We start from the raw sequence: 26,236 nt of genomic DNA, 5'->3' as shown, positions 1-26,236 counted from the left end.
ACCGGCGGGATCACTGCTCCGGCTCGGCGACCCGGAGCAGCAGTGCGTGCAGCTGGTCCCGTTCACCGGCGTCGAGCGGGACGAGCAGTTCGTCGGTGACCTGACGGCTGGACTCGTCGGTGTCGCGCAGGGCGCTGCGGCCCTGGTCCGTCAGGACGACGATGCGGCTGCGGCGGTCGCCCGGGGCGGGCCGGCGTTCGACGTAGCCGAGGTCCTGGAGGTCGTCGACCAGGCTCACGATCGCGCTCGGGTCGTAGCCCAGCCGTTCACTCAACTCCCGTTGCAGGGCGCCTTCCACGGTCGTCAGATACCGGAGCAGGGCGTAGTGGCGCAGCCGCAGGCCGTACTCCTGGAGCGCCGTGTTGAACATGCTTCCCGACCGCAGGCCGAGGCGGTACAGCAGGTAGCCGGTGTCGGCGTGGAGGGCGCGCATCCAGGGGACGTCGGCGTCGGTCTCGGCGATCTCTGACTCCGGTGTGAGGTCCCGTGGGAACGGGAGCGCGGGTGGGGAGGGTGCGGACTCAGCATGGAGCATACCGAGGTTCACGGCAACTATTGACGACAACAATGATTGGTCTTAGCTTCCTTCGTGAGAGTCGGACCGCGCCGAGCCGCAGCCCAGGGCTCCCGCACCCTCCCTCCCAAGCGAAGGAGCACATCGCCGTGTCAGACCCCACTCCCCCTCCCTCCACCGACCTCAGCGGCAAGGTGGCCGTGGTGACCGGCTCCGGCCGGGGCCTCGGCCTCGCCTACGCCACCGCGCTGGCCCGGGCCGGTGCCGCCGTCGTCGTCAATGACGTGGACGCCGGGATCGCCGAACAGGCCGTCCGGTCCCTCACCGAAGCGGGCGGCCGGGCGGTGGCCGAGGTGGTGGCCGTCGGCACCACCGAGGCCGCGGACCGTCTGGTCGCCCGCGCCGTCCAGGAGTTCGGGCGGCTCGACATCATGGTCACCAACGCCGGGATCCTGCGGGACCGCGTCCTGTGGAAGATGACGGACGACGACTTCGACAGCGTCGTCACCACGCATCTGCGGGGCACCTTCACCTGCGCCCGCGCCGCCGCGGTCCACCTGCAGGAACAGGGCGAGGGCGGCAGCCTGATCCTGATCGGCTCACCGGCCGGCCAGCGCGGCAACTTCGGCCAGACCAACTACGCCGCGGCCAAGGCCGGTATCGGCGCCATGGTGCGCACCTGGTCGATGGAGCTGGGCCGGGCGGGCATCACCGTCAATGCCGTCGTCCCGGTGGCGGCCACCGCCATGACCGAGACGATCCCGGCCTTCGCCCCGTACGTCGAGGCCCTGCACCGCGGGGAGCCGCTGCCGGAGTTCCTGCGCAAGGGCGAGGGGTTCGGCACCCCCGAGGACTGTGCCGCGCTCCTGCCGTTCCTCGCCTCCGACGCGGCGCGTGACGTCACCGGGCAGTGCATCGGCATCGGGGGTGACAAGCTCGCACTGTGGTCGCATCCGCAGGAGGTCTCGATCGCCTACGCCGACGGTGGCTGGACGCCGGAGAGCATCGCCGCCACCTGGCATCACTCGGTGGGCAGCGCTCCGCAGACGGTCGGCATCCCCGCTCCGAAGGGCCGGTGACCCGATGAACACCGACGAACTCGTCGCGATCGACGTCCACACCCATGCCGAGGTGTCCGCCAAGGGCGCCCATGCCCTGGACGACGGCCTGTACGACGCCTCCAGCGCCTATTTCAAGGTCGAGGGCACGCGCAAGCCCACTCTGGAGGAGATGGCCGCGTACTACCGGGAACGGCGGATGGCCGCCGTCGTCTTCACCATCGACGCCGAATCCGCCACCGGCACGCCGCCGGTGCCCAACGAGGAGGTCACGGAGGCCGCGGCCGCCCACCCCGACGTGCTGATCCCTTTCGCCTCGCTCGACCCCTTCCGGGGCAGGGCCGCCGTCAAACAGGCCCGGAGACTGGTGGAGGAGTACGGCGTCCGGGGTTTCAAGTTCCACCCCAGCATCCAGGGCTTCTTCCCCAACGACCGCGATCTCGCCTACGCGCTGTACGAGGTGATCGAGGAGACCGGGTCCATCGCGCTCTTCCACACCGGCCAGACCGGTATCGGCGCCGGTGTGCCCGGCGGGGGCGGCATCCGGCTGAAGTACTCCAATCCGCTGTATGTCGATGACGTCGCCGCCGACTTCCCGCAGATGAAGATCATCCTGGCGCATCCGTCGTTCCCCTGGCAGGACGAGGCGCTCGCCGTCGCGACCCACAAACCGGGCGTGCATATCGACCTGTCCGGATGGTCGCCCAAGTACTTTCCGAAACAGCTCGTCCACTACGCCAATTCGCTGCTCCAGGACAAGGTGCTCTTCGGCTCCGACTACCCCGTCCTCACGCCCGACCGCTGGCTCGCCGACTTCGCCAAGCTCCCGCTCAAGGACGAGGTCAGGCCGAAGATCCTCAAGGACAACGCCGCCCGGCTCCTCGGGCTCGCCGATCAGGACACCGAGTCCCGCTCCTGACAAGGAGATTGTGATGCGCAACGAGGGACTGGGGTCGTGGCCCGCCCGCCGGGCCCGTAAGACCCCCGGTCGCACCGCCCTTCTCCATGAGGGCGTGCCGACCTCCTATGCCGCACTCCACGAGCGCACCACCCGGCTGGGCCACGCGCTGCGCGCAGCGGGGGTCCGGCGCGGCGACCGGGTCGCCTACCTCGGCCCCAACCACCCGTCCTTCCTGGAAACGTTCTTCGCGGCCGGTCTGCTCGGCGCGGTGTTCGTACCGCTCAACACCCGCCTCGCCGCACCCGAGATCGCCTACCAGCTGACGGACTCCGGGACGAGTGTGCTGGTGCACTCCCCGGCGCAGGCAGCCGTCGTCGACGCACTGCGGGACGCCGTGGACCTGCGGAGAACCGTCACCGTGGGCCCGGAGTACGAGGGACTCCTCGCGGCCTCCTCCAACGACCCGGTCGACGAACCCGTCGGCAGCGACGAGGTGGGCCTCATCATGTACACCTCGGGCACGACGGGCCGCCCCAAGGGCGCGATGCTCACCCACGCCAACCTCACCTGGAACGCGGTCAATGTCCTGGTGGACAGCGACCTGACGGCCGACGAGGTGGCACTGGTGTCGGCGCCGCTGTTCCACACCGCCGCGCTGAACATGCTCACCCTGCCGGTGCTGCTGAAGGGCGGCGCCTGCGTCCTGACCGGGTCCTTCGACCCCGACGCGGCTCTCGATCTGATCGAGGAGCACCGTGTGACGTTCATGTTCGGGGTACCGGCCATGTACAGCCGGCTCGCCGGCCGGCCCCGCTGGCAGCAGGCGGACCTCTCCTCGCTGCGCACCCTCACCTGCGGCGGCGCACCGGTCCCCGGCTCGCTCATCGAGACCTACCAGCACCGCGGTCTGTCGTTCCTCCAGGGGTACGGGATGACGGAGACGGCCCCCGGCGCCCTCTCCCTCGACGCCGAACACGCCGTCAGCAAGGCCGGTTCCGCGGGCGTCCCGCACTTCTTCAGCGAGGTACGCGTCGCCCGGCCCGACCTGACGCCGGTGGACGTGGGAGAGACCGGCGAGGTGGTCGTCCGCGGGCCACATGTCATGCCCGGGTACTGGGGGCTGCCCGAGGAGAGCGCGGCGGCGTTCACCGACGGCTGGTTCCGGACCGGGGACGCCGCGCGGATCGACTCCGACGGCTATGTCACCATCGTCGACCGCCTCAAGGACATGATCATCTCGGGCGGGGAGAACATCTACCCCGCCGAGGTCGAGAACGCCCTCCTCGCCCACCCCGATATCGCCGAATGCGCGGTCATCGGCGTACCCGACGACGTGTGGGGCGAGGTCGGCCGCGCGGTCGTCGTCCCCCGCGAAGGGGCCGTGCTCGATCCGGCCGGGATCCTCACCTCGCTGGCCGGCCGGCTCGCCAAGTACAAGATCCCGAAGACCCTGGTCGTGGCCGGTGAACTCCCGCGCACCGCCTCGGGAAAGCTCGCCAAACAGCAGGTCCGGGCCCGGTACGGCGCACGCTGACCACCGCCCCCTTCCGTTCCGCCCCCCTTTCCGCCCTCCCCGAGGAGAATCACGTGACTGTTTCCGTCCATGGCATCGACGAGCTCAAGAAACTGTCCGGCAGCGTGCTCGGCACCAGCGACTGGATCGACATCACCCAGGACCGCGTCAACGGATTCGCCGACGCCACCGGCGACCACCAGTGGATCCATGTCGACGTCGAACGCGCGCGGCAGGGGCCGTTCGGCGCCCCCATCGCGCACGGCTATCTGACGCTGGCCCTGTTCATCCCGCTGTTCACCGACCTGCTCGACGTCGAAGGCGTCACCACCAAGGTCAACTACGGCCTCAACAAGGTCCGTTTCCCCGCCCCCGTCCCGGTCGGCAGCCGCCTCCGGCTGACCGCCGTCCTCGCCTCCGTCGACGACATCAGCGGCGGCGTGCAGATGACGGTGGACGGCACGATAGAAATCGAGGGCGGCAGCAAACCCGCCGCCGTGCTCCAGAGCGTCACGCGCTTCTACGTCTGAGCCCCGGCGGCCCCGGGACCTGGCCTCTTTCGTACGGAAAGGGGTCGCCGATCGGGTCGGCGCTCTGCTTGGCTCACCCCATGAGCGATCTCCACATCCGCAGCGCCGCCCCGTCGGACATCGACACCGTGCTGACGTTCTGGCGCACGGCCGCGGAAGGCACCAGCATCAGCGACGACCACGACGGAATGGTCCGGCTCGTCACCCGGGACCCGGAGGCTCTGCTCCTCGCCGAGCGCGACGGAGTGCTCACCGGCACCGTGATAGCCGGCTTCGACGGCTGGCGCTGTCATCTCTACCGGCTGGCCGTCCACCCCGGGCACCGCAGGCAGGGCATCGGCGCCGCACTGCTGGCGGCCGCCGAGGAGCGGTTCCGCGCGCTGGGCGGCCGGCGCGGCGATGCGATGGTGCTGGACCGCAATGAGCCGGCGCAGCATGCGTGGCGCGCCGCGGGTTACGCACCCGAGCCCCAGTGGAGCCGCTGGGTCAAACACCTCGACAGCTGAGCCCGGCAACCCCGGAGCCCGTCCCGACCCCGGGGCGGGCTCTTTGCTCACCAGCGACTTTTGCTGACCCTTTACCATGGGGTTCCCCTACTTCAGTGAAAGGTGTGTGAGCGTCCAGCCATGGGCGAGCCTCCCAGTTGCCGGGCACCCTCCCGACAGAGCGCGAACCTCCCGATCCTGTTCGATCATGGGACGGAGGTGACTCGATGACCGACCTGCTCTTTCTGGGCGTGGCGCTCCTCCTGACCCTGGCCTGTGGTGTCTTCGTCGCGGCCGAGTTCTCGCTGACGACCGTCGAGCGAAGCGACCTCGAGCGCGCCGCCGAGCGCGGCGAGCGGGGCGCGGACAGCGCCCTGAAAGCGGTCCGCGGTCTCACCTTCCAGCTCTCCGGAGCCCAGCTCGGCATCACCGTCACCGGCCTGGTCATCGGCATGCTCTCCAAACCGGCCATCGCCACACTGCTGGCGGGCCCGCTGGACGCGATGGGCCTGCCGCGCCCGGTGGCGGATTCGCTGGCCGTGGTCCTCGGTACGGCGATCTCCACGGTCGTCCTGATGGTCGTCGGCGAGTTGGTCCCGAAGAACTGGGCGATCTCCCACCCGCTGGTCATCTCGAAGAAGGTCGCCACCGCCCAGCGCGGTTTCAGTGCCGCCTTCCGGCCGCTGATCCGGCATCTCAACAACACCGCCAACCGCACGGTCCGCCGGATGGGGCTGGAGCCGGCCGAGGAGCTGGCCTCGGCCCGTGGCCCGCAGGAGCTGGTGGCGCTGGCCCGGCACTCCGCCAAGGAGGGCGCGCTGGCGCCCGACACCGCCGAGCTCTTCGTCCGCACCCTCACTCTCGCCGATCTGACCGCGGAGAACGTCATGACACCGCGGGTGCAGGTGATCGCGCTGGAGGTGCAGTCCACCGCGGAGGACGTGGCCAACGCGACCCGGGCGACCGGACTGTCCCGCTTCCCCGTCTACCGCGGCAGCCTGGACAGCGTCGTCGGCGTGGCGCACATCAAGGACGTGCTGGCCATACCGGCCGAGCGCCGCCCCCGCCACCCGGTCTCCGAGCTGGTCCGTGAGCCGCTGCTGGTCCCCACGACGCTGACCGTGGACCGGCTGCTCGACCGGCTCTCCGGCAAGCGCACGATGGCGGTGGTCATCGACGAATACGGCGGTACTGCCGGAGTGGTGACCCTGGAGGACATCGTCGAGGAAGTCGTCGGCGAGGTCCGCGACGAACACGACCCGCTGGAGACCCCCGACCTGGCGCCCGCCGGAACCGACGCGGCGGGCCGCACGGCTTACCAGGCCGACGGCGCCGCACGCACCGACCAGCTGGAGCGGATCGGCCTGCGGCTCCCGGAGGGCCCGTACGAGACCCTCGCCGGTCTGATCGCCACCGAACTCGGCCGGATACCGCAAGCCGGCGACGCCCTGGAGGTGGCGGGCTGGTCGATGGATGTCCTGGACGCCACCGGCCACCGCGCGGCGCGGGTGCTGCTGCACGCGCCGCTGCCGGGCAGCACCGATGAGCAGGAGAAGGAGGTCCGCCGATGACCGCGGTCCAGCTGTTCGTGGGGCTACTGACGCTGGTCGTCAACGCCTTCTTCGTGGGCGCCGAGTTCGCCCTGATCTCGGTACGCCGCAGCCAGATCGAGCCGTACGCGGAGCGCGGTGACCGCCGGGCGACCAGCGTGCTGTGGGGGCTCCAGCATGTGTCGGCCCTGCTGGCGGCGGCTCAGTTGGGCATCACCCTGTGCACCCTGGTGCTGGGCGCGGTCGCCGAGCCCGCCATCGCCCATCTCCTGGAACCGGCGTTCCACGCGATGGGTGTCCCGACCGCGCTGATCCATCTGATCTCGTTCGTGATCGCGCTGTCGCTGGCGACGTATCTGCACATGCTCTTCGGCGAGATGGTGCCGAAGAACGTCGCCCTGGCCGAGCCGGTGCGCAGCGCCCTGATGCTCGGGCCGCCCCTGGTCGCCCTGACCCGGGCGCTGCGCCCGGCGATCTTCGCGATCAACGCGCTCGCCAACGGGCTGCTCAAGCTCATGCGGGTGGAGACCAAGGACGAGGTGGCCGCGACGTTCTCGGACGACCAGCTCGCGAAGATGGTGGAGGATTCGCGGGCGGCCGGGCTGCTCGACGAGCGGGCGCAGGAGCGGCTGCGGGACGCACTGGAGCTGGGCCGCCGGCCGGTCCGGGATGTGGTGCTGCCGGTCGAGAAGGTGGTCTCCGCGGAGATGGGGATCACCCCCGAGGGGCTGGAGCGGCTGGCCGCCGAGTCCGGCTTCTCCCGCTTCCCCGTGGTCGACGACACCGGGCGCATCCTCGGCTATCTGCACGTCAAGGACGCCCTGGACGCCAGCCCCCGCACGCAGCCCTTCCCGGTCTCCGCGCTGCGCCCGATCGCCCGGGTGAAGGCCTCGACGCTGCTGGACGACGTGCTGACGGCGATGCGCGGATCCAGTACGCATCTGGCCGCGGTGATCGGCGAGGAAGGGCGGCTGGCCGGGCTGGTGTCGATGGAGGACGTGCTCCGGGAGCTGGTGCTGCAACGTCCCGCGGCCTGATGAGGGGGCGGTGAACCCGCACGCCTGACCGATCGGTTAGATTGCTGACCGATCGGTCAGGGCAGGCTGTCCTCGCCGGTCGCCATCGCAGGCGTACGCGAGGAGGGGGCAAGCGCATGAACCGCACCACGTGCTGCATCGCGGGCGGCGGACCCGCGGGAATGATGCTCGGACTGCTGCTGGCCCGGGCCGGTATCGACGTCACCGTCCTGGAGAAGCACGGCGACTTCCTGCGGGACTTCCGCGGCGACACGGTCCATCCGTCGACCCTGCGGCTGCTGGACGAACTCGGCCTCGGCGAGGCCTTCGCGCGGCTGCCGTTCGCCAAGCTGGAGGAGATGCGGGCGCGGATCGGGGACACCACGGTCGTGCTGACCGATATGCGGCGCATCCCCGGCCGGCACAAGTACTTCGCCATGGTCCCGCAGTGGGATTTCCTCGATCTGCTCGCGGGCGCGGCCGCGGCGGAGCCGAACTTCACCCTGCGGATGAACACCAGGGTCACGGGGCTGCGGACGAACGGCGACCAGGTCACGGGGGTGCGGTTCCTCGACGAAAACGGCACCCCGGGCGAACTCTCCGCCGCCCTGACGGTCGCCTGCGACGGCCGGGACTCCGTGGTGCGGCAGGCAGCCGGGCTCCGGCAGCGGCAGTTCGAGGTGCCGATGGACGTCTGGCAGGTACGGGTGGACGCCCCGGCCGACAGCCTCAAGGGCGGGCGGGTCTTCGCACACTTCGGCGGCGGCCAGGTCGCGGTCACCATGGACCGCGGCACGTACTTCCAGACCTCGTATCTGATCGAGAAGGGCCGGGACGCGGAGCTGCGCGCCCACGGCATCCAGTGGCTGCGGGACCGGCTCGGGGCGCTGTTCGACTGGGACGACGAGGTGACCGGCGCGATCACCTCGTGGGACGACGTCAAGCTGCTGGAGGTCACCTTCGGCCGGCTGCGGCGCTGGTACCGGGACGGACTGCTGTGCATCGGGGACGCGGCGCACACCATGTCGCCGGTCGGCGGGGTGGGCGTCAACCTCGCGCTCCAGGACGCGGTCGCCGCGGCCCGCATCCTGGCGGAGCCGCTGCGCCGCGGCACGCCCGCGGTGGCCGATCTGGCGCGGGTGCAGAAGCGCCGGCAGCTGCCGATGACCGTGATCCAGCGGTCCCAGCGGGCCGAGCACACGATGATCAGCTCCGCGCTGGCCGGCACCCTCGACGGCGACCGGCTGCCGGTGCCGGTGCGGCTGCTGCGGCGGGTGCCGCCGCTGCGGACGGTGACCGGCTATCTGGGCGGGATCGGCATCCGCCCCGAGCGCGCCCCGGCCTTCGCCCGGGTCAGCTCCGGCGCTCGATCGCGTGGAGGGTGAACTCCTCCAGCTCCGCGGCCGCCGCGTCCAGATCGAGCTCCGGGTGGGCCAGCCAGTGCGCGATCACTCCGTCGATGGCGCCACCGATGGCCAGGGCGACGGTCTGCGGGTTGAACTCCCGCAGGACGCCCGCCTTCTGACCTTCCGTCAGTAGCTCGGCCAGGCGTTGCCAACGGCGGTGGGTGTCATGGGAGCCCGGGGTCTTGAGCCGGGTGCCCCCACCGTCGTCGAGCAGCATCTCGGTGATCACGCGGACCTGGCGGCGGTTGGCCTGCTGGTAGCCGATCATCGCCCGTACATAGACGACGATCGCCTCCCGCGGGCCGGCCGCCCGCGCCAGCCGCTCGGTGACATAGGCGCTGAACTGCTCGATCACCTGCTCCAGTGCCGCCCGGGTCAGATTGTCCTTGGACGAGAAGTGGTAGAGCACCGCGGCCTTGGACAGTCCGGCCCGCTCGGCGATCGCCGAGAGCGAGGTCGACGGGTAACCCCGGGTGGAGATCAGGTCGATGGTGGCGTCGATGAGCTGCTGGCGGCGGGCCCGTTCGGTGAACGTCGGCTCGTCGGGGCCGTCGCCCCGGCGGGGAGTCATCGCGCGGCCACCTGTCTCTTTCCTCGCCGTCCGGACGCACCAGACCGTACACCGCGGGGCTCCGCCCCGCCCCGGGGTACCGGGCATACCGCGCGGTACGGCGGGCGGTAGGATCACCGCGCCATGGAGATGAATGCCCGTTACACCAGTTTCGTCGCGGTCGGCGACAGCTTCACCGAGGGAATGTCGGACGCCCTGCCCGACGGCTCGTACCGCGGCTGGGCCGATCTGCTCGCCGCCCGGCTGGCGGCCGCGGCCCGGGGCCCGGCCGGGGAACCCGCCGCCGCACCGGCCTTCCGCTACGCCAATCTCGCGGTGCGCGGCAAGCTCATCGGGCAGATCGCCGACGAGCAGTGCGGGCCGGCGGCCGCGATGGGCGCCGATCTGGTGACGCTGGTCGGCGGGCTCAATGACGTCCTGCGGCCCCGGTGCGACGTGGACCAGGTGTGCGCCCGGTTCGAGGACGCCGCCGGGCGGCTGGCCGGGGGCGGTGGGCAGTTGGTGCTGATGCGCAGCCCGGGGCGGCAGGGTCCCGTGCTGGAGCGCTTCCGGCCGCGCATGGAGCAGCTGTTCGCGTGGATCGACGAGGTGGCCGCGCGGCACGGCGCCGTGGTGGTGGATCTCTATGCGTCCAAGGCGCTGTCCGACCCGCGGCTGTGGGCCGACGACCGGCTGCATCTGAACGCCGAGGGGCACCGCCGGGTGGCGGAGGCGGTCTGGCAGGCGCTCGGGCTGACCGCCGAGTCGGACTGGGACGCGCCGCTGCCGGCCGCCGCCCCGCCGGGCTGGGGTGCGCGGCGCGCCGCGGATCTGCGGTTCGCGCGCGAACATCTGGGGCCGTGGATAGGCCGGCGGCTCACCGGCCGGTCCTCCGGGGACGGCCGGACAGGCGCCCAGTTCAGCGCTGAGCTGGGCAAAGCCTTCTGGGTCACCCCTGCGGACCACACAAACCCTGACCCTGTGACGGACTGGCGACGGGTGCGGCCTTGACTCGATGCCCTGCCCGGCTGCCATGCACCGCCGATTAAACGCGGGCCTCACCCGCAGGACACCTGCAGCCGACGGACCGGCGTCACGCCGCGAGTCGTACGGCATCCTGGGCGAGGACCTGCGTCCTGCCGACCTCAACGACCGGCCGCCTGTAGCTCACGGCGAGCCCGGAGCGTGTGATGAACTCCACCAGTTCACATCGCAGCACGCCCAGGGCCGGAACAGCCGCCAGATCCAGGGCAGCAGCCAAAGCGGGTAGCTCGGCAGCGAGTTCCCACGAGGTCGACACGAAAGAGAACACACCCAGCTCGGGAAGATCCGCCAGTCGGAAGCCGATTCGGGCCTCCGGCATCGGCCCACGACCTGCCTGGGCTGCCGCCTTGCGGTCTGCCAGGCTCGTCGGACAACCACACAGCGCTCCATCCAGCAGGACAGGAGCGCGATCAGGTCTTCCATGTGAGAGGCCGCCCCGGCCTGGGTGACCGTTACGCGGGCCATCACTCCGAGCCGGTGACGGGCGCTGGGCCGCTTGGACGTCCGCGCATCTGGTCGGCGCGGCGTCGTACGTCGGCGGCGACCGCGCGGGTGTGACCGGTCAGGTGGAGGGCGATCTGCTCGCCGTCGCGTTCGGCGAGCGTGTCCGGGCCGGCCCCAGGCGAGGACGGCAGGAGCGCGGGCCGGGTTGTAGGCCGTAGCTGACGACGCCCGGGACTGGTCCCGGCCGGAAAAGAACACGACTGCAGCACACTCCTGCGGCACAAAGCTGCCTTTCCGAGAGTTGCCGAAACGTCACTCCTGAAGGCCCCCCTGGATAACTGACCTCAAACGCTTTCCACTTGAAATAACTAGATGGAGATAAATATAGAAGGATGAGCAATCGGGGCGGCGCGTCACGCATATCTTGTGTACCGCGAGTTCCTGGACAGGACACCCGCGCTCCGCGGCAACCGCCGCTTCGACAGTTCAACGACAGGCGACCGACCAATTCAGCAACCGCCCGTTGACGGTCGTATAGGCGGCTGACTCGCGCAACCACCTGGCCCCCTTAGATCCGAGCGATTCCCGAGACCCTTGGCGCCTATCGGCGATCCCCACTTGCAGCAGTTTCGCTCAGAATCGGACATCGAATGATTACCGAACACTTCGATACACATCTCACGGCACGGCCGGCCAACGACGACTACCGGCTGGGTACCGAGGCCTACACCGATGAGCAGCGGACCGCGGTCCTTGCCAAGTTGGAGGGGTACTTGGGCGGGCAGCGGGAGCGTCTTCTGGGTTACCAGGTGAACCTGTCGCTCGACGGCCACGCCGCGCTGGGTCGTTTCCTGGGCTACCACATCAACAACATCGGGGACCCGTTCGTCGACAGCAACTACAGCCTGCACTCGCGGTGGCTGGAGCGGGCGGTCCTGGAGCACTACGCCGCCCTGTGGCACGCCCCGCTGCCCGAGGACCCGGCCAGTCCTGGGGCTGAGGACGGGTGGGGATACGTGCTGTCCATGGGCAGCACCGAGGGCAACCTGTACGCCATGTGGAACGCCCGTGACTACCTGGACGGCAACGCCCTGGTGCGTGACGAGGTCTCCGGCGATGCCAGCTGCCGCACCAGCTACCTGCGGGCCAAACACCCCGACGACAACCCCAACGCCTACATGCCGGTAGCGTTCTTCTCGCAGGAGACCCACTACTCGCACATCAAGGCGATGCGGGTGCTGGACATCCCGACCTTCTACGACCTGGGCGGCAGCCTCTACCCGGGCGAGTGCCCCATCGACGTGGCCGGCACCGGCATGCAGACGTACAACGGGTGGCCGCTCGGCGGAGTCCCGACCACCGGCGGCGACGAGGGTCCGGGCACGGTCGATGTCGACGCCTTGGTGGCCCTCGTGGACTTCTTCGCCGCCAAGGGCCACCCCGTTCTGGTCAACTTCAACATCGGCAGCGTCTTCAAGGGCGCCTACGACGACGTTCAGGGCGCCTGCGAGCGCCTGCGACCCGTCTTCGAGCGGCACGGCCTCGTCGACCGCACCGTGCGCTTCGACCCCGACGACCCCACCCGGGTCAGCATCCGCAACGGGTACTGGATCCACGTCGACGGAGCCCTCGGCGGCGCCTACGCCCCCTACCTGGAGAAGGCCCGCGACAGCGGACTCCTCGAGACCGCGCCGCCGGTCTTCGACTTCCGGATCCCCGAGGTGTCCTCGATCGTCACCAGCGGACACAAGTACCCCGGCGCGCCCGTCCCCACCGGGATCTACATGTCCCGCGCGGGATCCAAGCTGCGCCCGCCGTCCGACCCGGCGGTCGTCTCCTCTCCCGACAGCACCTTCGCCGGCTCCCGCAGCGGCTTCGCCTCCCTGGCCATGTGGAACCACCTCGCCCAATTCAGCGAGGAGCAGCAGGTGCGACAGGCCGCCGAGGTCCTGCGGATCGCCGAGTACACGGCCGAACGCCTGCGCCGGCTGAGCGAGCAGTTGCGGGAACGCGGTGAGCCCTGGGCCGAGGACGGTATCGAGGTCGGTCACGGCGATCACGCGCTCAGCGTCTGGTTCCAGCAGCCGCGGGCTGAGATCACGCAGAAGTACTCGCTGGCCTGCGTGCCACTCAATCTCGGTGGACTCCGCCACGACTACAGCCACGTCTACGTCATGCCGCACGTCACCCAGGAGTTGATTGACGAACTCCTCGAGGACCTCGCCCGGCCCGGAGCATTCGACCGTTCCGCGGACAAGGACGCGCAGCGGCCCCCACTTCCCCACCAGCGCTGACCCGCAGGCGGGCAGCCGGACCGCAATCGCCCGCCCGCCTCCTGGCGATGTTGCCCCGTATATCCCCGCGTGCGGGGCAACTGGCCGAGGGCGCAACCCTGGGCCCGTCACCGCCCCTGGCCAGCAGCAAGGCATACACGCCATTTTCGGCGAAGAAGTCGAGCGTGCGCTGAAGAGGCCATTCGTCGGGAAACACGCCAGCCGGCATGTCACCCCAAATACCGTCGTAGGCTGGAGTGGTGGCGGCCGGGTCTTGCAGCAGGGTCCGCGTGAGACCCTCAGCGAGCCCGTCAAGGGCACGGGCTGAGCCGATGCCAGGACTTGTCCGGGCAATCAAGTCATGGACTTTCTTCCACGGGCCGAACTGTTCTGGCACGTCCTGCAACCGGTTCGCACCCGGTGGAGAACCCCGTCGATCACCTGCCGGTGTTCCCGCCACCATCCACAACGCCGGTTACTGACCGGCAGGAACGGCCGCAGCCGTTCCCACTCGGCATCTGTCAGATCACCCCGCCCCATGTCGGCGACGACGAGCCCACCGGCCGACAGGCACGTGATCTACCGAACAGGCCCCGGCGTGCGGGCCTACTTCGCCGGGTTCGTCAGCTCCGTGCCGAAGCGGCCCTTCGTCACCGGGGATCCCAGGTCACTCGGGTCGATGAGTGACGAGTCCTTGGCGCTCAGTCCGTCGGTGCCCGCGTACAGCAGGGCCGCCGCGCCGACGCCCTCGGTGCGGTTCGGGATGCCGACGGCCAGGTCCGCCTTGCCGTCGCCGTTGTAGTCGGCCGGCGAGACGGACGTACCGAACTTGTCGTTGCCCTCCATGGAGCCAGGGACGCCCTCGGTGTCGAGCGAGAAGGTCTGTGCCCCCTCGTCGGTCAGCCAGTTCTCGGTGCCCTTGAGCACGTTGATGGCACCGGCGTTGTTATAGCCCCCGGGCGCCTCGGCGCCGGTGTTGCTGACCACCAGGTCGTCGTGGCCGTCGCCGTCGAAGTCGGCGAGCCGGATGGCCTCACCCTCCTGCGCCTTGCCCTTCCAGTCCACCGGCTTGTCGGAGTCGAGCCCGCCGGCGGTACCGGGGTAGGTGCGCAGCTTCTGCTCCTGCGGACCGTCCGAGAAGCCGGTGTCCGTGACGACGTCCGCCTTCCCGTCGCCGTTGATGTCGCCGACCACGGGGCGGTACTGCGCGAACGGCAGCGGGATGTCCTTGCCCAGCGGCGTCTTCTTCAGGCCCCCGGATGAGCCGGGCAGCACGCCGAGCGTGCCCTCATCGGAGGGCGAGTCCTCGGAAGCGACGGTGACGAGATCGGTGTAGCCGTCCCCGTTGATGTCGCCGGAAGCCAGGTGTTCGACGCTGACGCCGCCGCCGGGCGGGGTGACACTGGTCATCTTCGGGGTCGCGGTCTTCCGCAGGTTCTTCGCGCCCTTGACGAGCTGCACCTTCGTGCCGTCGGAGATGGCGAGGTCGCTGAGGCCGTCCTTGTTGTGGTCGCCCACGGCTATCTGGTCGCCGAAGTGCGCGTTGGCAGCGACCCTCGGCGCGTGGAAGGCGATGGCGTCGCCGGACAGGCCGCTCTTGGAGCCGAAGACGATCGTGACGGAACCGGCCTGCGTGGTGCTGCCGATGGCCTCGTTGTTCGCGGCGACGATCAGGTCGGCGTAACCGTCCCCGTCCACGTCGCCGCGCACCACGGTCGAGCCGAAGCCGTCCTTGGCCTCCGGGGTGCCGGGCACGCCCGGGCTGGCCTGCGTCAGCGTGCTGTGCCGCTTGGTGTCGATGCCACCCTTGGCGCCGTAGGTCACGCCCACGTAGCCCGCCTTGGACTTCCCGGAGACGGTGCCCTCGGGCGCTCCCACGCCGAGGTCGGCGTGGCCGTCGCCGTCGAGGTCGCCCTGGGTGATCTTGCCCCGCTTGGCAGCACTCGTGGAAGGCTGGTCCTGGCCCCGCCCGTTGCCGTCCGTCGGTGCTGCCATGGCGCCGCCGGCCGCGGCCGCGACCACGGCGGCGCCCAGAGCGCCTGCCACCATGCTCCTGGTTCGGTTTCGCACAAATCCTCCAATGGGTAACACATCGATCGCCCCTCGGACCGTCCCCCTGAGCTGTGGGGCCGGTGGGACGGAAGAGGTGCTACAGAGACAGACAGAAACAAAAGCGAGACGGTTGCAGAATGAACGGAAAATAACTCGGTCCAACACCTTCGCGCAGCGCACGCCAACTCTGTTCCGGGGCGCCGCACTTGGCGCCTGGCACCCGCCCCTCGATTCACTCCTTCATGCCGCACAGCGAGTGGCCGACCAGCGTTCCGGTGACGCTCAATCGCCTGCCGCGGCGACCGGTCTTCGGTAGGTGCGGTACGAGGGCTGCCATTTCCAGGCGTCGAGCTCCCCGACGACACGCAGTTCAGCGTCGCCGGCCTCCGTGCCACCATTCCCACAACACCCGATGACGGGCCCCCGCTCGCTGGCACGGCGGGGGTGCGCGCGAACTCCCGTCATTTCAGTCAGCTGCCCGACGTACGACGAGCGGACCGCCCCAAATGTGGCTCCTATCCGGTGACTTCCGGTCCGCTCCCCGTACCCGCGGGGGTGAGCGTGCCGGAGCCACCGATCGGGAGGACGGTGTGGGGGTTCGGGTTCAGAACAGGCCGGTGGTGTGCTGCTGGTAGGTGAGGATGTCCGTGGAGGAAGGTGTCGAACCGCTACCAGTTCCAGGCCAGTTCCCGGTGCGTAGTGGAAGAGGCCGGGAACCACGGTCTCGTCGGGACCGCTGTCGACGAAGAGTGCGTACGAGAAGCGGTCGCTTTGGTCCGGACTGGCCCTACGCTGTTCGACCACGCGGTTGGCCAGGGCTGCAGCCGGGGTGGCCGTTAAGTGACTCGCCGCGACGGTCGGTTAGTCTTCACACACCGATGATCAACGGTGGCCGCACCTGCCTTTCCCGCCGGAAGACGGACATCGCTGGGCGAAAGCGAAGGTCCGGCCTCTCTCTGTCAGCCTCTGAGGAGACAGAAGGGGTGGCCCGCCGGATCTGCGAAGATCCTCCAACCGCGGGTGTCGACGTGCAGCAGCGTGGCGCCGAAGCCGAGGACCTGTTCCTGGGCCTGGTCAAGGTCCGGGACATCGAGGTCCAGATGAAACTGCTGCGGGTACGTGCTGTCCGGCCACCGCGGCGCCCGGTGATCCTTCACGCGCTGGAACGCCAAAACCAGGCCAGAGCCCGTGTGAAGGGTCGAAAAGTCGTCACTGACCGCCCACCTGGAATCGGGCTGGTTGACCACGCCGCCGAGGAGCGATTGGTAGAACTGGGCGAGTTCAAGGACATCCGGACAGTCCAGAACCACGCACTGCAGCTTGCCGATCACGGGTGTTCCCCCAACATCACGGGCCCCTGGCTCCGGTGAGCCACGGCCCGACGCGTGGCGCAACGTAGGACCGCCGAGCGCGTAGACCTTAGCCGCATCTTCCGCCACTCGTCCGTCACATCACGATCTACGGCTGGAGTAGCACGGCCGATCATGTAACTGTAGGCCAGGGCCCCGCTGCCCACGGCGCCGCAGCTGTCCGAACGGACGGGCGGGGCGGCGTCGGCATACAGCAGGAGGGTCGGCAAGTGAGCTCAGGGAGCCAGGCGAGCCGTGCGAGCGCCCAGCCTCCAATGAGACGAGGAGGGCGTGTGACCAACGAACCACAGCGTCAGGTCCGGCTACGCCTCGTGCGACGGCGGCCGGCCCCGGGCCGCGTCCGTGCGCGAATGCGCGACGAGACGCCCGGGCCGGAACCTGATTCGCAACCGGAGCCGGAGGCACCGCGGGCTTCGAGGGTCTGGCAGCGCCTGAGAAGCGCCCGGTGGTCGCACATCATCACGGTGGTTGGTACGGCGATCGCAGCAATCGCGGCGATCGGAGGTCTCTGGGCCCAGGCCGTAACCACGTACTGGAGTCAGCAGACTGCGAAGGGCCAGCTCGAACAGTCCAAGGAAGAGGCCGCTCAGGCAAGGAGCAGCCAGGCCAGCCGGGTTACGTTTTGGCTCGCGCCGACCAAGGACGGCCTCCGACCACACATCGCTAACAGGTCTCCGGACGTCGTGACTTCGGTGTACCTCGTGCGCACCTACAACACGGGCAGGGTCGCCATCTATCTGGGGAGCCTGGCGCCGTGCAATGAAACCGTCTTCATGCCCAAGAAGGGTGGCTTCGTCCGGGCCACCAGCGATACCACAGTGTGGACCCGCGGCGGCAAGCCTGCCGCGCTGTTCTTCGTTGATCGTGTCGGAATCAGTTGGCGGAGAGACCCGACCGACCTCAACCAGCTGCCGACGCCAGGACCCCCGCCACCCTACGAGCTCGTTGTTGGGCCAGACTCCTGGACCGCGACGAAGACTGCAACCTTGTGCAGCGACGCGTAGCCCTGGCTCACCGTCTGATCCGAAGGTCAATCAGGCGCCATCGTTCTCACCCCGCTCCCACAGGCTCGCAGCTGGGCCGGCAGCCTGGCGGTCGTCGGAGTGGCGCAGCGTGGGTGCACGGGCGCCCCGCATCGGCCGAGACGAGCTGCGTTGTTCCAGCGGGCAAAGCTGCCACCGGCCGCAGCGAGTACCTCCACGCCACCGCCGTCGGCCCGCTCCCCATGTATGTGGGGTCCATGTCCTCGACACCCGGGCCTCTCAGGAGAGGCAACCAGCGTGAGGACTCAGCTGCCCGACTGAAGCGGTGGGCTGCCTTGAGCGGTACCCCCGTGCCCTCCCTCACGCAGGAACTGCAGGCTCCAGCACGAACACAGCCTCTGCGACCTCCCGGCAGGACACCCAGAGGACAGCGGCGCCGCACTTCCGCTCATTCACAGGGGGTCACAACCGGTTGATGCGCGCCACAACAACCCTGCGTTCGCAGCGCACTTGACCCCGAACCGGCTGGGTGCCTTCCTAACAACAGAGCCTATGGCGTGGCCCAGGCGCCGCTCGTCCACGCGGCGCGCAGCGCCTTCTTGTCCACCTTGCCGACCTTGGTCGTCGGCAGCTGGTCAAGCAGCACCGTCTTCCGGGGCGTGTACAACTCCCCCAACTCGGCGGTCACTGCCGCGCCGACCGCATCCGGGTCGACCTCGACACCCTCGGCCGTGGCAAGGAAGATCTGTACGGCCTCCCCGTACTCCTCGTCCGGCACACCCAGCGCCGCCGCATTGCGCACACCGGGCAGCGTGAGCAGGAAGTCCTCCAGGACTCTGGAGTAGACGTTGTCGCTGGTGCTGCCGGTGACGATGATGTCCTTGGCCCGGTCGACGAGATAGAGGTAGCCCTCGGCGTCGAGATACCCCATGTCGCCAGTCCGCAGCCAGCCGTCCTGCAGCGCCGCCGCGGTGCGCTCCGGGTCCTCGTAGTAGCCGAGCATCACCGCGTTGCCCCGGACACACACCTCGCCGATCTGCCGGACGGGCAGCGCCGCCGCGCTGTCCTCACCGCGGATCTCGATCTCGGTGTCGGATATCGCGCGACCGCAGCTGCGCCAGAGCTCGGGGCGCAGGGCACCCTCCGAGGCGAGCTCCTCCGCGCCGAACGCGGCGATGCCGAGCGCCTCCGACTGCCCGTAGCCCTGGCCGAGCACCGGCCCGAAGACCTCGACCGCCTGCTGCAGCCGGCTGGGCGAGGTGGCCGCGCCGCCCACGACGATCCGCCGCAGCGCGGGCAGGACGCCCGGCTTGCAGTCCGGGTGGTCGAGCACCGCGTACATCATGGGCGGCACGAACATGGTGGCGGTGATCCGCTCCTCGCGCAGTACCGTCAGCGTCGCGCCCGCTTCGAACTCGGGCAGCACGACCAGGACGGACCCCGTCACCAGGGCCTGGATCGAGGTGAGATGACCGCTGCCGTGCGTGAGCAGCGTGGCGGCGAGCACCCTGTCCGTGCTCGGGTCCATGGTCGGGAAGAACGCGGGGCCGGAGTCCTCCGCGGCGTCCGTCACCAGGTCGACCAGCGTGTCGTAGAGCCGGTGGGTGTGCGCGGCAAGCTTGGGACGGCCCAGGGTTCCGCCGGTGTAGAGGACGGTGACGGCCTCGTCCGCTCCCGGGGCGGGCACACCGTCGGGGCGCGCGTCCGGGCACTCGGCCGCCAGGGCCAGCAGGTCCGCGCACCGCTGCTCACAAGGGCCGAGGCTGAGCAGTGCGGGGGCGTGGACGCTGCGGCCGGCCGCATCGGCGGCCCGTTGCGCGAAGAGCGGGTCGGTGACCACGGCGCGCGCCCGGGACTGCTCGACGAGCGCGGCGAGCTCGCCGGGCCCCGGCTCGGGCGGCAAGAAGACGACGCGGCAGCCGATGAGATGGACGGCCAGCTGAACGAGGACCGAGTCGACACGGTTGGCCAGAAAAAGCCCCACCCCGTCGCCGGGCGCGAGCCCCTGCCCCCGCAGCGCATGCCCCAGCCTGAACAGCTGCCGCCGGGCTTCCCCTCTGGTCAGCCGCTGCGTCCCCTGGACGAGCGCCTCGGCGTCCTCGTCCTTGTTCCAGTGCTCCAGAATGCGGTCCACGTACGTCCGCGGCTCGGATATTTCCTGTGCGTTAATGATCACCAAGACATGCAAACATGCCGCTCAGCGGCCTTGACCTCACGGGGGCCACCTTCGGCCATTGCCCGGCGGAGTATCATCCCCGCGATGCAAATTCGGTATTCGCAGGTCAGTTGAGCGTCTGAGAGAGCGCACCGGACGCCCGTCATCATGGCGGGGTATCGCTCCCCGTAGTGTGGTCCCAGCACGCCCTTGCACGGAAAGCCCCGGACCGACAGCAAGGTTGGCCCGACGCACCGCGTGAACCACAGGCCGCTGCCCTGCGGGGGTGTGAAGCTCGCCCATGAATAGCATCTCCACACAGCCGGGATGAATCCCAGCCGGACCGGACGCGTGGGCTACACCCGCTCGAACTCCACGTCGGTGCTCTCGCAGCCGGCGGCATCCACTGGGCCGGGTCCTGGTCGGCCTTGGACCGGTTGCTCTTGGCGGTGACGGCAACCAGGAGCGGTCGATGCCGAGGTCGTTGGCGTAAGCCTGCCGTCGGGTGGCGGTCCGCTGGGAGGTGCCAGCTGGCGGGGAGCGTCATTCGAATCCTGCGGAATTGCTTTGGCTCCGATGCGCCTGACCAACCCTGGGGAACGGAGTCAGCGGCCGTCTCGTCGCCACTCGTAACGCCATACCGCACCGAGGTATTGCTCCTCATCCGGGTAGGCGGGCTGCGGCGGGCCAAGTCGGCGTGCCCCTTCCACACACCGTTCGTCGTGGTGGAGGGCGAGCCCATACACCGCGAGGACCCAAGCGCGGTAAGCCGCAGACCCGGCACCCACTGCCCGAAGGTTGAGCACCAACACCGCCATGGAGAGCATGGGCGGGCCTCGACCGTTCACGCCGCCGCCTAGCTCACACGGAAGGGCTCATGGGCGCGCTCCAGAGGGATAGGCATCCCGACCGGATCTTGGGGTCGCTCCTCCACCCACCAGAGGCTGCGCCGCATGTCTAGCTCTGCCGCCTCCCACGTTTCCCGCAACAGTTGGCCGTCGTCCACGATGCTCGTGTCGATGACAGCACGCGGGGCAACGGCGTCCAAGTGCTTCTGCGCGGCCTCCACGGCGTCGATCGCGTCACGATGCAGCGGAGCAAAGTAACGGGCAGCTTGACCGCCGTACAGCCCTGCCTGCCTGTCCGCCATGAGGCGCCCCAAGGACGATTCCGCAGCGACGAGGGCTTCCCTCGCTCCCCTCGCCTCTTCGGTCTCAGTGCGCCGGCGTACGCGGACGCTGGAGCCGGGCAGATGCCGCACGCCCGCTCCTTCTCGCATTTGTACGAGAGCCCACGGAAAGTCATCGCGCGCTTACACCCGTCACAGCGCAGCAGGTCAGTGAGGAGGTGAGACGCCTTGCCAGCGCCCGGAAATCCGTCGCCGGCCAGCGGACGGACTTTGCCCGCCGCCACGCCCTGTGCATGCCGCTGACCAGCCTCATCCACCAGCTCCGTGCGCAGGCCGACGCGCTCCCCTGCCTCGTTCCGGTAGGCGACGAGCCGCCGCCCCTCTTTGATCACCTGCCATCCCGCGTAGGCAGGGTGCGAGATGGTCCGGCTAATCGCTGCGTGCCGCCACGCGCCCCCAGATGGCCCCGGAATGCCTCGCGCGTTCAGGTCACCGGAGATCGTCCGCGCAGATTCGCCAGCGCTCACTCGCCGGAAGATCTCCTGCACGACTTTGGCTGGGTCAGGGTCAGGCACGAGCTGACGGCGCTTGCCGGTGATCTCTACGCGGTAGCCGTACGGGGGCTGAGCCGTAACCCACTGCCCGTCTTCCCGCTGCTGCTGCTTGGTGTCCCTCGTACGCAGGGAACCTGGGCGGGTGTCACACCGTCCGGTGACGGCCGTCCGGCCAAGCGCCCCGAGCTGCTGCCGTACGAGGACTGACACCGGGCGGCGCAGGGCTCCCGGCCCCCGCGTCCGGCTTGGAGGAAGCTACAGCCGGGACCGGGGCGCTGGCCTGCGCAAACCGCCAGTAGACTCTGACCACGTGACTGCCTCTGCGAAGCCTCGCATCCCCAACGTTCTCGCCGGCCGCTACGCCTCCGCGGAGCTGGCCGTGCTGTGGTCCCCCGAGTACAAGGTCAAGCTGGAGCGGAAGCTCTGGCTCGCCGTGCTGCGCGCACAGAAGGACCTGGGGGTGGAGGTCCCCGAGCAGGCGCTGGCCGACTACGAGCGGGTCCTGGACGACGTCGACCTGGCCTCCATCGCCGAGCGCGAGAAGGTCACCCGGCACGACGTCAAGGCCCGGATCGAGGAGTTCAACGCCCTCGCCGGCCATGAGCAGGTCCACAAGGGCATGACCTCCCGCGACCTGACCGAGAACGTCGAGCAGCTGCAGGTGCGGCTGTCGCTGGAGCTGATGCGGGACCGTACGGTCGCCGTGCTGGCGCGCCTGGGTTCGCTGGCCGCCCAGCACGCCGAGCTGGTCATGGCGGGCCGCTCGCACAACGTCGCCGCCCAGACCACGACCCTCGGCAAGCGTTTCGCGACCGCCGCGGACGAGCTGCTGGTGGCGTTCGCCCGGCTGGAGGAGCTGCTCTCGCGCTACCCGCTGCGCGGCATCAAGGGCCCGGTCGGCACCGCCCAGGACATGCTCGACCTGCTGGGCGGCGACGCCACCAAGCTCGCCGACCTGGAGCAGCGGATCGCCGGGCACCTCGGTTTCGGCCAGGCCTTCACCTCCGTCGGCCAGGTCTACCCGCGGTCGCTGGACTACGACGTGGTGACCTCGCTGGTGCAGCTGGCCGCCGCCCCCTCCTCGCTGGCCAAGACCATCCGGCTGATGGCCGGCCATGAGCTGGTCACCGAGGGCTTCAAGCCCGGCCAGGTCGGCTCCTCGGCGATGCCGCACAAGATGAACACCCGCTCCTGCGAGCGCGTCAACGGCCTGATGGTGATCCTGCGCGGCTATGCCTCGATGGCCGGTGAGCTCTCCGGCGACCAGTGGAACGAGGGCGATGTGTCCTGCTCCGTGGTGCGCCGGGTGGCCCTGCCGGACTCGTTCTTCGCGCTGGACGGCCTGCTGGAGACGTTCCTGACGGTGCTCGACGAGTTCGGCGCGTTCCCCGCCGTCGTCGCCCGGGAGCTGGACCGCTACCTGCCCTTCCTCGCCACGACGAAGGTGCTGATGGCGTCCGTGCGGGCCGGTGTGGGCCGCGAGGAGGCGCATGAGGCGATCAAGGAGAACGCGGTCGCCTCGGCGCTGGCCATGCGGGAGCAGGGCGTGGAGCGCAACGAGCTGCTGGACAAGCTCGCCGCCGATGCGCGGATCCCGCTGGAAAAGGCGCAGTTGGACGCCCTGATGGCGGACAAGCTCTCCTTCACGGGCGCGGCGGCCGACCAGGTGACGGCCGTCGTCACCCGGATCGGGGAGATCGCCAAGCAGTACCCGGAGGCCGCGGCGTACACCCCCGGCTCGATCCTCTGACGCGAGGGCTCATGGGCTTCACCCCCGAAGAGCTGGCTGCCGCTCGCGACCGCGTCGTCCCGGACGTGGCCGCGAGCGGCCTCCGCGTGCTCTTCTGCGGTATCAACCCCGGGCTGATGACGGCGGCCACCGGCCACCACTTCGCCCGGCCCGGGAACCGCTTCTGGCCGGTGCTGCACGCCGCCGGCTTCACCCCGCGCCAGTTCCGGCCCGCCGAGCAGGAGGAGTTGCTCGCGCATGGCCTCGGCATCACCAATGTCGTGGCACGGGCGACCGCCAAGGCCGACGAGCTGACCGCGCAGGAGTACCGCGAGGGCGGCCGGCTGCTGGCCGAGAAGGTGGCGCGGCTGCGCCCCCGCTGGCTGGCCGTCGCCGGTGTCACCGCGTACCGCGTCGCCTTCGACGACAAGAAGGCCGCGATCGGGCCCCAGCAGCGGACGCTGGGCGACACCCGTATCTGGGCCCTGCCCAACCCCAGCGGGCTGAACGCCCATTGGACGGTGGCGGCCATGGCGGAGGAGTACGGACGGCTGCGCGCCGCGGCGTTCGCGGAGGGGGACGGCGCATAAAGCCGTCCACCGTTCGGCCTGGCGTCATCTTGAAGGCATGTACATGCCTACCGGACAGTTCTACTCTGACGCCGCCCGCGCAGCCCCCACTCCCGTACGGAGACTCCCGTGCCTGCCACGTCCGCGTCCCCCTCCGCCGCCGTGTCCCCCTCCTCCCACCGCGTCCGCCGCTCACGCCGCCGTAAAGTCACCGCGCTCGCCGGGGCGTTCGCCCTCGCCACCGCCGGCCTCGGCGTCTGGGCCGGCAACGGCTTCGGCGCCGAGGCCGCCGCGGCCGCCGTGCCCACCCCCGACCATGTGGTCGTCGTGGTCTTCGAGAACCACGCCTACGACCAGGTGATGGGCAGCTCCAGCGCCCCCTACCTCAACTCCCTGACCTCCGGCGGCGCCAGCCTGACCGCCTCCTACGCCGAGACCCACCCCAGCCAGCCCAACTACTACGCCCTCTTCTCCGGCGACACCCAGGGCGTCACCGACGACAGCTGCGTCGACCCGGGGTTCAGCGACGCCCCCAACCTCGCCTCCGAGCTGACGTCGGCCGGGAAGTCCTGGGCGAGCTACAACGAATCGCTGCCGTCCGAAGGGTCGACCACCTGCAAGAGCGGCAAGTACGCGCAGAAGCACAACCCGTGGTTCGGCTTCAGCAACGTCTCCACCGGCTCGGCCCACACCTTCGACGCCTTCCCGACCGACTTCTCGAAGCTGCCCACCGTCTCGTTCGTGGTGCCGAACCTGTGCAGCGATATGCACGACTGCTCGGTGTCCACGGGTGACACCTGGGTGAAGGACCACCTCAAGAGCTACGCCGACTGGGCCAAGACCCACAACAGTCTGCTGCTGGTCACCTTCGACGAGGACAACCGGCTCAGCGGCAACCGCATCCCGACCGTGCTGTACGGCCAGCCCGTACAGGCCGGTGCCACCTCGGACACCACCTACAACCACTACGACGTGCTGCGCACCCTGGAGGACATGTACGGCACCTCGCACGCGGGCCGGGCCGCCGACGCCAAGGACATCAGCGGTATCTGGGCCGGCTGACCCGTGTATCTCGCAGACGGCCGCCCGGCTCCCGCCACCTCGGTACCGCCGGGCGGCCGGCGCACCCGCCGCGTCCGCGCCGCCGTCCCCTCCACGGTGCTGGTCCTGGGCACCGTCAGCCTCATCACCGACATCTCCTCGGAGATGGTCACGGCCGTGCTCCCGCTGTACCTCGTCGCCGAACTCGGGCTGTCACCGCTGGGGTTCGGGGTGCTGGACGGGGTCTACAACGGGGTGAGCGCACTGGTCCGGCTGGTGGGCGGCCGGCTGTCGGACCGCGGCGGGGGCGCCGGACACAAGGCGGTGGCCGCGGTGGGGTACGGGCTCTCCGCCCTCTGCAAGCCGCTGTTGCTGCTGGTGCACTCGTTGCCGCTGATCGGGGCGGTGCTGGCGGTGGACCGGACCGGCAAGGGGCTGCGGACCGCACCGCGGGACGCGATGATCTCCCTGGCCGCCGAACCGGCCGCCCGTGGCCGGGCGTTCGGGGTGCACCGGGCGATGGACACCGCGGGCGCCCTGTGCGGCCCGCTGGTGGCGTTCGTGCTGCTGCGTGCGGCGGCCGAAGGCTATGACGCGGTGTTCACGGTCAGCTTCTGTGTCGCCGTACTGGGCGTGGTCGTGCTGCTGTTGTTCGTCCCGGGCCGCGCCCTGCCCGCCGGGGAGGGCACCGCCGGGGCGACGTCGGCCGGACCGACATCGGCCGGGCCACGGACGCCGAGCGCGCCCCGGACGCCGGTGCGCGCGCTGCTGCGCCGGCCGGAGATACGCCGGCTGACCGCATGTGCCGTGCTGCTCGGGCTGACCACCGTCAGCGACTCCTTTCTGTATCTGACCCTCCAGCGTCGGCTGGACCTCCCGGCAGGGTGGTTCCCGCTGCTCCCGCTGGGCACCGCCGCGGCGTTTCTGTCGCTGGCGGTGCCGATGGGGGCGATCGCCGACCGGGTCGGCCGGCGGCGGCTGTTCCTGGCCGGGCATCTGGTGCTGCTGTGCGCCTACGGGCTGCTGCTGGCTCCCCTCGACGGCGGCACGACGCTGGTCTGTGCCGTGCTCGTGCTGCACGGCGCGTTCTACGCGGCGACCGACGGAGTGCTGGCCGCCGCGACCGCCGATGCGGTGCCCGCGGACGCCCGTGGCAGCGGCCTGGCCGTGGTGCAGACCGGCCAGACGGCCGCGCGCTTCGTCTGCTCGCTCGCCTTCGGCGCCGCCTGGACCGCCTGGGACGACCACACCGCCGTCCTCGCCGCGGCCGTCGGACTGGCCCTGGCCGCGGCCCTCAGCGCCCGGCTGCTGCGCCCGGCCGGACCGGCGGCGGGCCCGAACTCCCCCTCGGAGCGCACCTCGTGAACCGT

At 70.0% G+C, this 26,236-nt stretch carries 23 protein-coding genes and 3 pseudogenes; 15 read left to right on the top strand and 11 right to left on the bottom strand.

Translation table 11 applies throughout. The features are described 5' to 3' along the window. Positions 1–10: 10 nt before the first annotated feature. On the bottom strand, positions 11–433 hold the full coding sequence (locus QT196_RS36435) for a MarR family winged helix-turn-helix transcriptional regulator (RefSeq protein WP_168484246.1): 423 nt from the start codon (positions 431–433) through the stop codon (positions 11–13). Positions 434–663: 230 nt separating this feature from the next. On the opposite strand from QT196_RS36435, the gene QT196_RS36430 reads away from it, so the two are divergent. The 8 genes from QT196_RS36430 (at position 664) to QT196_RS36395 (ending at position 8,952) form a co-directional block, all read left to right on the top strand. Further along, a complete protein-coding gene (locus tag QT196_RS36430; RefSeq protein WP_290356459.1) occupies positions 664–1,593 on the top strand; it encodes an SDR family oxidoreductase in 930 nt (309 codons plus the stop codon). Between the two features lie 4 nt (positions 1,594–1,597). Further along, the gene (locus QT196_RS36425; RefSeq protein WP_290356458.1) at positions 1,598–2,491 is read left to right on the top strand and encodes an amidohydrolase family protein; all 894 of its coding nucleotides are present in this window, start codon (positions 1,598–1,600) and stop codon (positions 2,489–2,491) included. 13 nt (positions 2,492–2,504) lie between these two features. Further along, the gene (locus QT196_RS36420; RefSeq protein ID WP_290356457.1) at positions 2,505–4,007 is read left to right on the top strand and encodes a long-chain fatty acid--CoA ligase; all 1,503 of its coding nucleotides are present in this window, start codon (positions 2,505–2,507) and stop codon (positions 4,005–4,007) included. 53 nt (positions 4,008–4,060) lie between these two features. Then, a complete protein-coding gene (locus QT196_RS36415; RefSeq protein WP_168482955.1) occupies positions 4,061–4,516 on the top strand; it encodes a MaoC family dehydratase in 456 nt (151 codons plus the stop codon). An 80-nt stretch (positions 4,517–4,596) separates the two neighbouring features. Next, complete coding sequence (locus QT196_RS36410; RefSeq protein WP_168482954.1) at positions 4,597–5,022, top strand: GNAT family N-acetyltransferase; 426 nt, start codon at positions 4,597–4,599, stop codon at positions 5,020–5,022. A gap of 206 nt (positions 5,023–5,228) precedes the next feature. Next, complete coding sequence (locus QT196_RS36405; protein WP_168482953.1) at positions 5,229–6,572, top strand: hemolysin family protein; 1,344 nt, start codon at positions 5,229–5,231, stop codon at positions 6,570–6,572. Continuing rightward, positions 6,569–7,588, top strand: a complete 1,020-nt coding sequence (locus tag QT196_RS36400; protein WP_168482952.1) for a hemolysin family protein — start codon at positions 6,569–6,571, stop codon at positions 7,586–7,588. The genes QT196_RS36405 and QT196_RS36400 overlap by 4 nt, the downstream gene beginning before the upstream one ends. 116 nt (positions 7,589–7,704) lie before the next feature. Next, complete coding sequence (locus QT196_RS36395; RefSeq protein WP_290356456.1) at positions 7,705–8,952, top strand: FAD-dependent oxidoreductase; 1,248 nt, start codon at positions 7,705–7,707, stop codon at positions 8,950–8,952. Here QT196_RS36395 and QT196_RS36390 read toward each other — a convergent pair. Next, a complete protein-coding gene (locus QT196_RS36390) occupies positions 8,921–9,544 on the bottom strand; it encodes a TetR/AcrR family transcriptional regulator (RefSeq protein ID WP_168482950.1) in 624 nt (207 codons plus the stop codon). The two genes, QT196_RS36395 and QT196_RS36390, sit on opposite strands and share 32 nt — an antisense overlap. A 123-nt stretch (positions 9,545–9,667) precedes the next feature. On the opposite strand from QT196_RS36390, the gene QT196_RS36385 reads away from it, so the two are divergent. After that, positions 9,668–10,534 (top strand): SGNH/GDSL hydrolase family protein, encoded by an 867-nt coding sequence (locus QT196_RS36385; RefSeq protein ID WP_266736695.1) that lies wholly within the window; start codon positions 9,668–9,670, stop codon positions 10,532–10,534. An 82-nt stretch (positions 10,535–10,616) separates the two neighbouring features. Here the strand turns inward: QT196_RS36385 and QT196_RS36380 are convergent, their stop codons facing one another. Further along, positions 10,617–10,886 carry a hypothetical protein gene (locus tag QT196_RS36380; protein WP_168482948.1) on the bottom strand — a complete coding sequence of 90 codons (270 nt, stop codon included), beginning with the start codon at positions 10,884–10,886 and terminating at the stop codon, positions 10,617–10,619. A gap of 199 nt (positions 10,887–11,085) precedes the next feature. Further along, positions 11,086–11,181 (bottom strand): annotated as a pseudogene (locus QT196_RS36375) (restriction endonuclease); the annotation flags it as partial. A 480-nt stretch (positions 11,182–11,661) separates the two neighbouring features. Here QT196_RS36375 and QT196_RS36370 point away from each other — a divergent pair. Beyond that, positions 11,662–13,305, top strand: coding sequence for a pyridoxal-dependent decarboxylase (locus tag QT196_RS36370; RefSeq protein ID WP_266736693.1), 1,644 nt, complete (start codon positions 11,662–11,664; stop codon positions 13,303–13,305). Between the two features lie 333 nt (positions 13,306–13,638). On the opposite strand, the gene QT196_RS39500 is transcribed toward QT196_RS36370, so the two are convergent. From QT196_RS39500 to QT196_RS36360, 3 genes are all read right to left on the bottom strand, one after another. Further along, positions 13,639–13,824: a transposase gene (locus tag QT196_RS39500; RefSeq protein ID WP_356948493.1), complete on the bottom strand. Its 186-nt coding sequence runs from the start codon at positions 13,822–13,824 to the stop codon at positions 13,639–13,641. Between the two features lie 66 nt (positions 13,825–13,890). Beyond that, a complete protein-coding gene (locus tag QT196_RS36365; protein ID WP_290356454.1) occupies positions 13,891–15,333 on the bottom strand; it encodes an FG-GAP-like repeat-containing protein in 1,443 nt (480 codons plus the stop codon). Positions 15,334–16,295: 962 nt separating this feature from the next. Continuing rightward, on the bottom strand, positions 16,296–16,667 hold the full coding sequence (locus QT196_RS36360) for a VOC family protein (RefSeq protein ID WP_168482944.1): 372 nt from the start codon (positions 16,665–16,667) through the stop codon (positions 16,296–16,298). Positions 16,668–16,978: 311 nt separating this feature from the next. Between QT196_RS36360 and QT196_RS36355 the strand changes: the two genes are divergently transcribed. Next, positions 16,979–17,710, top strand: coding sequence for a hypothetical protein (locus QT196_RS36355; RefSeq protein ID WP_168482943.1), 732 nt, complete (start codon positions 16,979–16,981; stop codon positions 17,708–17,710). Between the two features lie 529 nt (positions 17,711–18,239). Here the strand turns inward: QT196_RS36355 and QT196_RS36350 are convergent. The 4 genes and pseudogenes from QT196_RS36350 to QT196_RS39495 all read right to left on the bottom strand — a co-directional run. Next, positions 18,240–19,865, bottom strand: a complete 1,626-nt coding sequence (locus QT196_RS36350) for an AMP-binding protein (protein WP_248001504.1) — start codon at positions 19,863–19,865, stop codon at positions 18,240–18,242. 370 nt (positions 19,866–20,235) lie between these two features. After that, a pseudogene (locus QT196_RS36345) lies at positions 20,236–20,357 on the bottom strand (HNH endonuclease); the annotation flags it as partial. A gap of 343 nt (positions 20,358–20,700) precedes the next feature. After that, complete coding sequence (locus QT196_RS36340; protein ID WP_248001503.1) at positions 20,701–20,994, bottom strand: hypothetical protein; 294 nt, start codon at positions 20,992–20,994, stop codon at positions 20,701–20,703. A 365-nt stretch (positions 20,995–21,359) separates the two neighbouring features. After that, a pseudogene (locus tag QT196_RS39495) lies at positions 21,360–21,548 on the bottom strand (recombinase family protein); the annotation flags it as partial. Positions 21,549–21,837: 289 nt separating this feature from the next. Between QT196_RS39495 and purB the strand changes: the two are divergent. The 4 genes from purB to QT196_RS36320 all read left to right on the top strand — a co-directional run bounded on the left by purB (position 21,838) and on the right by QT196_RS36320 (position 26,231). Continuing rightward, on the top strand, positions 21,838–23,277 hold the full coding sequence (purB, locus tag QT196_RS36335) for an adenylosuccinate lyase (RefSeq protein ID WP_168482856.1): 1,440 nt from the start codon (positions 21,838–21,840) through the stop codon (positions 23,275–23,277). Positions 23,278–23,288: 11 nt separating this feature from the next. Beyond that, positions 23,289–23,846, top strand: coding sequence for a G/U mismatch-specific DNA glycosylase (gene mug / locus QT196_RS36330; protein WP_168482855.1), 558 nt, complete (start codon positions 23,289–23,291; stop codon positions 23,844–23,846). A 141-nt stretch (positions 23,847–23,987) separates the two neighbouring features. Then, positions 23,988–24,887, top strand: coding sequence for an alkaline phosphatase family protein (locus QT196_RS36325; protein ID WP_168484232.1), 900 nt, complete (start codon positions 23,988–23,990; stop codon positions 24,885–24,887). A gap of 3 nt (positions 24,888–24,890) precedes the next feature. Further along, on the top strand, positions 24,891–26,231 hold the full coding sequence (locus QT196_RS36320) for an MFS transporter (RefSeq protein ID WP_290356452.1): 1,341 nt from the start codon (positions 24,891–24,893) through the stop codon (positions 26,229–26,231). Positions 26,232–26,236 lie beyond the last annotated feature (5 nt).

This window comes from Streptomyces sp. P9-2B-2 (assembly GCF_030406865.1).
Classification (GTDB): domain Bacteria; phylum Actinomycetota; class Actinomycetes; order Streptomycetales; family Streptomycetaceae; genus Streptomyces; species Streptomyces platensis.
The sequence above is the reverse complement of the archived record's forward strand: the minus strand, read 5'-3'. Positions and strand labels throughout refer to the sequence as shown.

Bases quoted from the DNA above. Each gene is read 5' to 3' on its own strand.
- QT196_RS36385 (WP_266736695.1), top strand. From the start codon at position 9,668: ATGGAGATGAATGCCCGTTACACCAGTTTCGTCGCGGTCGGCGACAGC.
- QT196_RS36435 (WP_168484246.1), bottom strand. From the start codon at position 433: ATGCGCGCCCTCCACGCCGACACCGGCTACCTGCTGTACCGCCTCGGC.
- QT196_RS36410 (WP_168482954.1), top strand. From the start codon at position 4,597: ATGAGCGATCTCCACATCCGCAGCGCCGCCCCGTCGGACATCGACACC.
- QT196_RS36365 (WP_290356454.1), bottom strand. From the start codon at position 15,333: ATGGTGGCAGGCGCTCTGGGCGCCGCCGTGGTCGCGGCCGCGGCCGGC.
- QT196_RS36425 (WP_290356458.1), top strand. From the start codon at position 1,598: ATGAACACCGACGAACTCGTCGCGATCGACGTCCACACCCATGCCGAG.
- QT196_RS36400 (WP_168482952.1), top strand. From the start codon at position 6,569: ATGACCGCGGTCCAGCTGTTCGTGGGGCTACTGACGCTGGTCGTCAAC.
- QT196_RS36420 (WP_290356457.1), top strand. From the start codon at position 2,505: ATGCGCAACGAGGGACTGGGGTCGTGGCCCGCCCGCCGGGCCCGTAAG.
- QT196_RS36405 (WP_168482953.1), top strand. From the start codon at position 5,229: ATGACCGACCTGCTCTTTCTGGGCGTGGCGCTCCTCCTGACCCTGGCC.
- QT196_RS36395 (WP_290356456.1), top strand. From the start codon at position 7,705: ATGAACCGCACCACGTGCTGCATCGCGGGCGGCGGACCCGCGGGAATG.
- QT196_RS36390 (WP_168482950.1), bottom strand. From the start codon at position 9,544: ATGACTCCCCGCCGGGGCGACGGCCCCGACGAGCCGACGTTCACCGAA.
- QT196_RS36380 (WP_168482948.1), bottom strand. From the start codon at position 10,886: ATGCCGGAGGCCCGAATCGGCTTCCGACTGGCGGATCTTCCCGAGCTG.
- mug (WP_168482855.1), top strand. From the start codon at position 23,289: ATGGGCTTCACCCCCGAAGAGCTGGCTGCCGCTCGCGACCGCGTCGTC.
- QT196_RS36340 (WP_248001503.1), bottom strand. From the start codon at position 20,994: ATGGCGGACAGGCAGGCAGGGCTGTACGGCGGTCAAGCTGCCCGTTAC.
- QT196_RS39500 (WP_356948493.1), bottom strand. From the start codon at position 13,824: ATGGGGCGGGGTGATCTGACAGATGCCGAGTGGGAACGGCTGCGGCCG.
- QT196_RS36370 (WP_266736693.1), top strand. From the start codon at position 11,662: ATGATTACCGAACACTTCGATACACATCTCACGGCACGGCCGGCCAAC.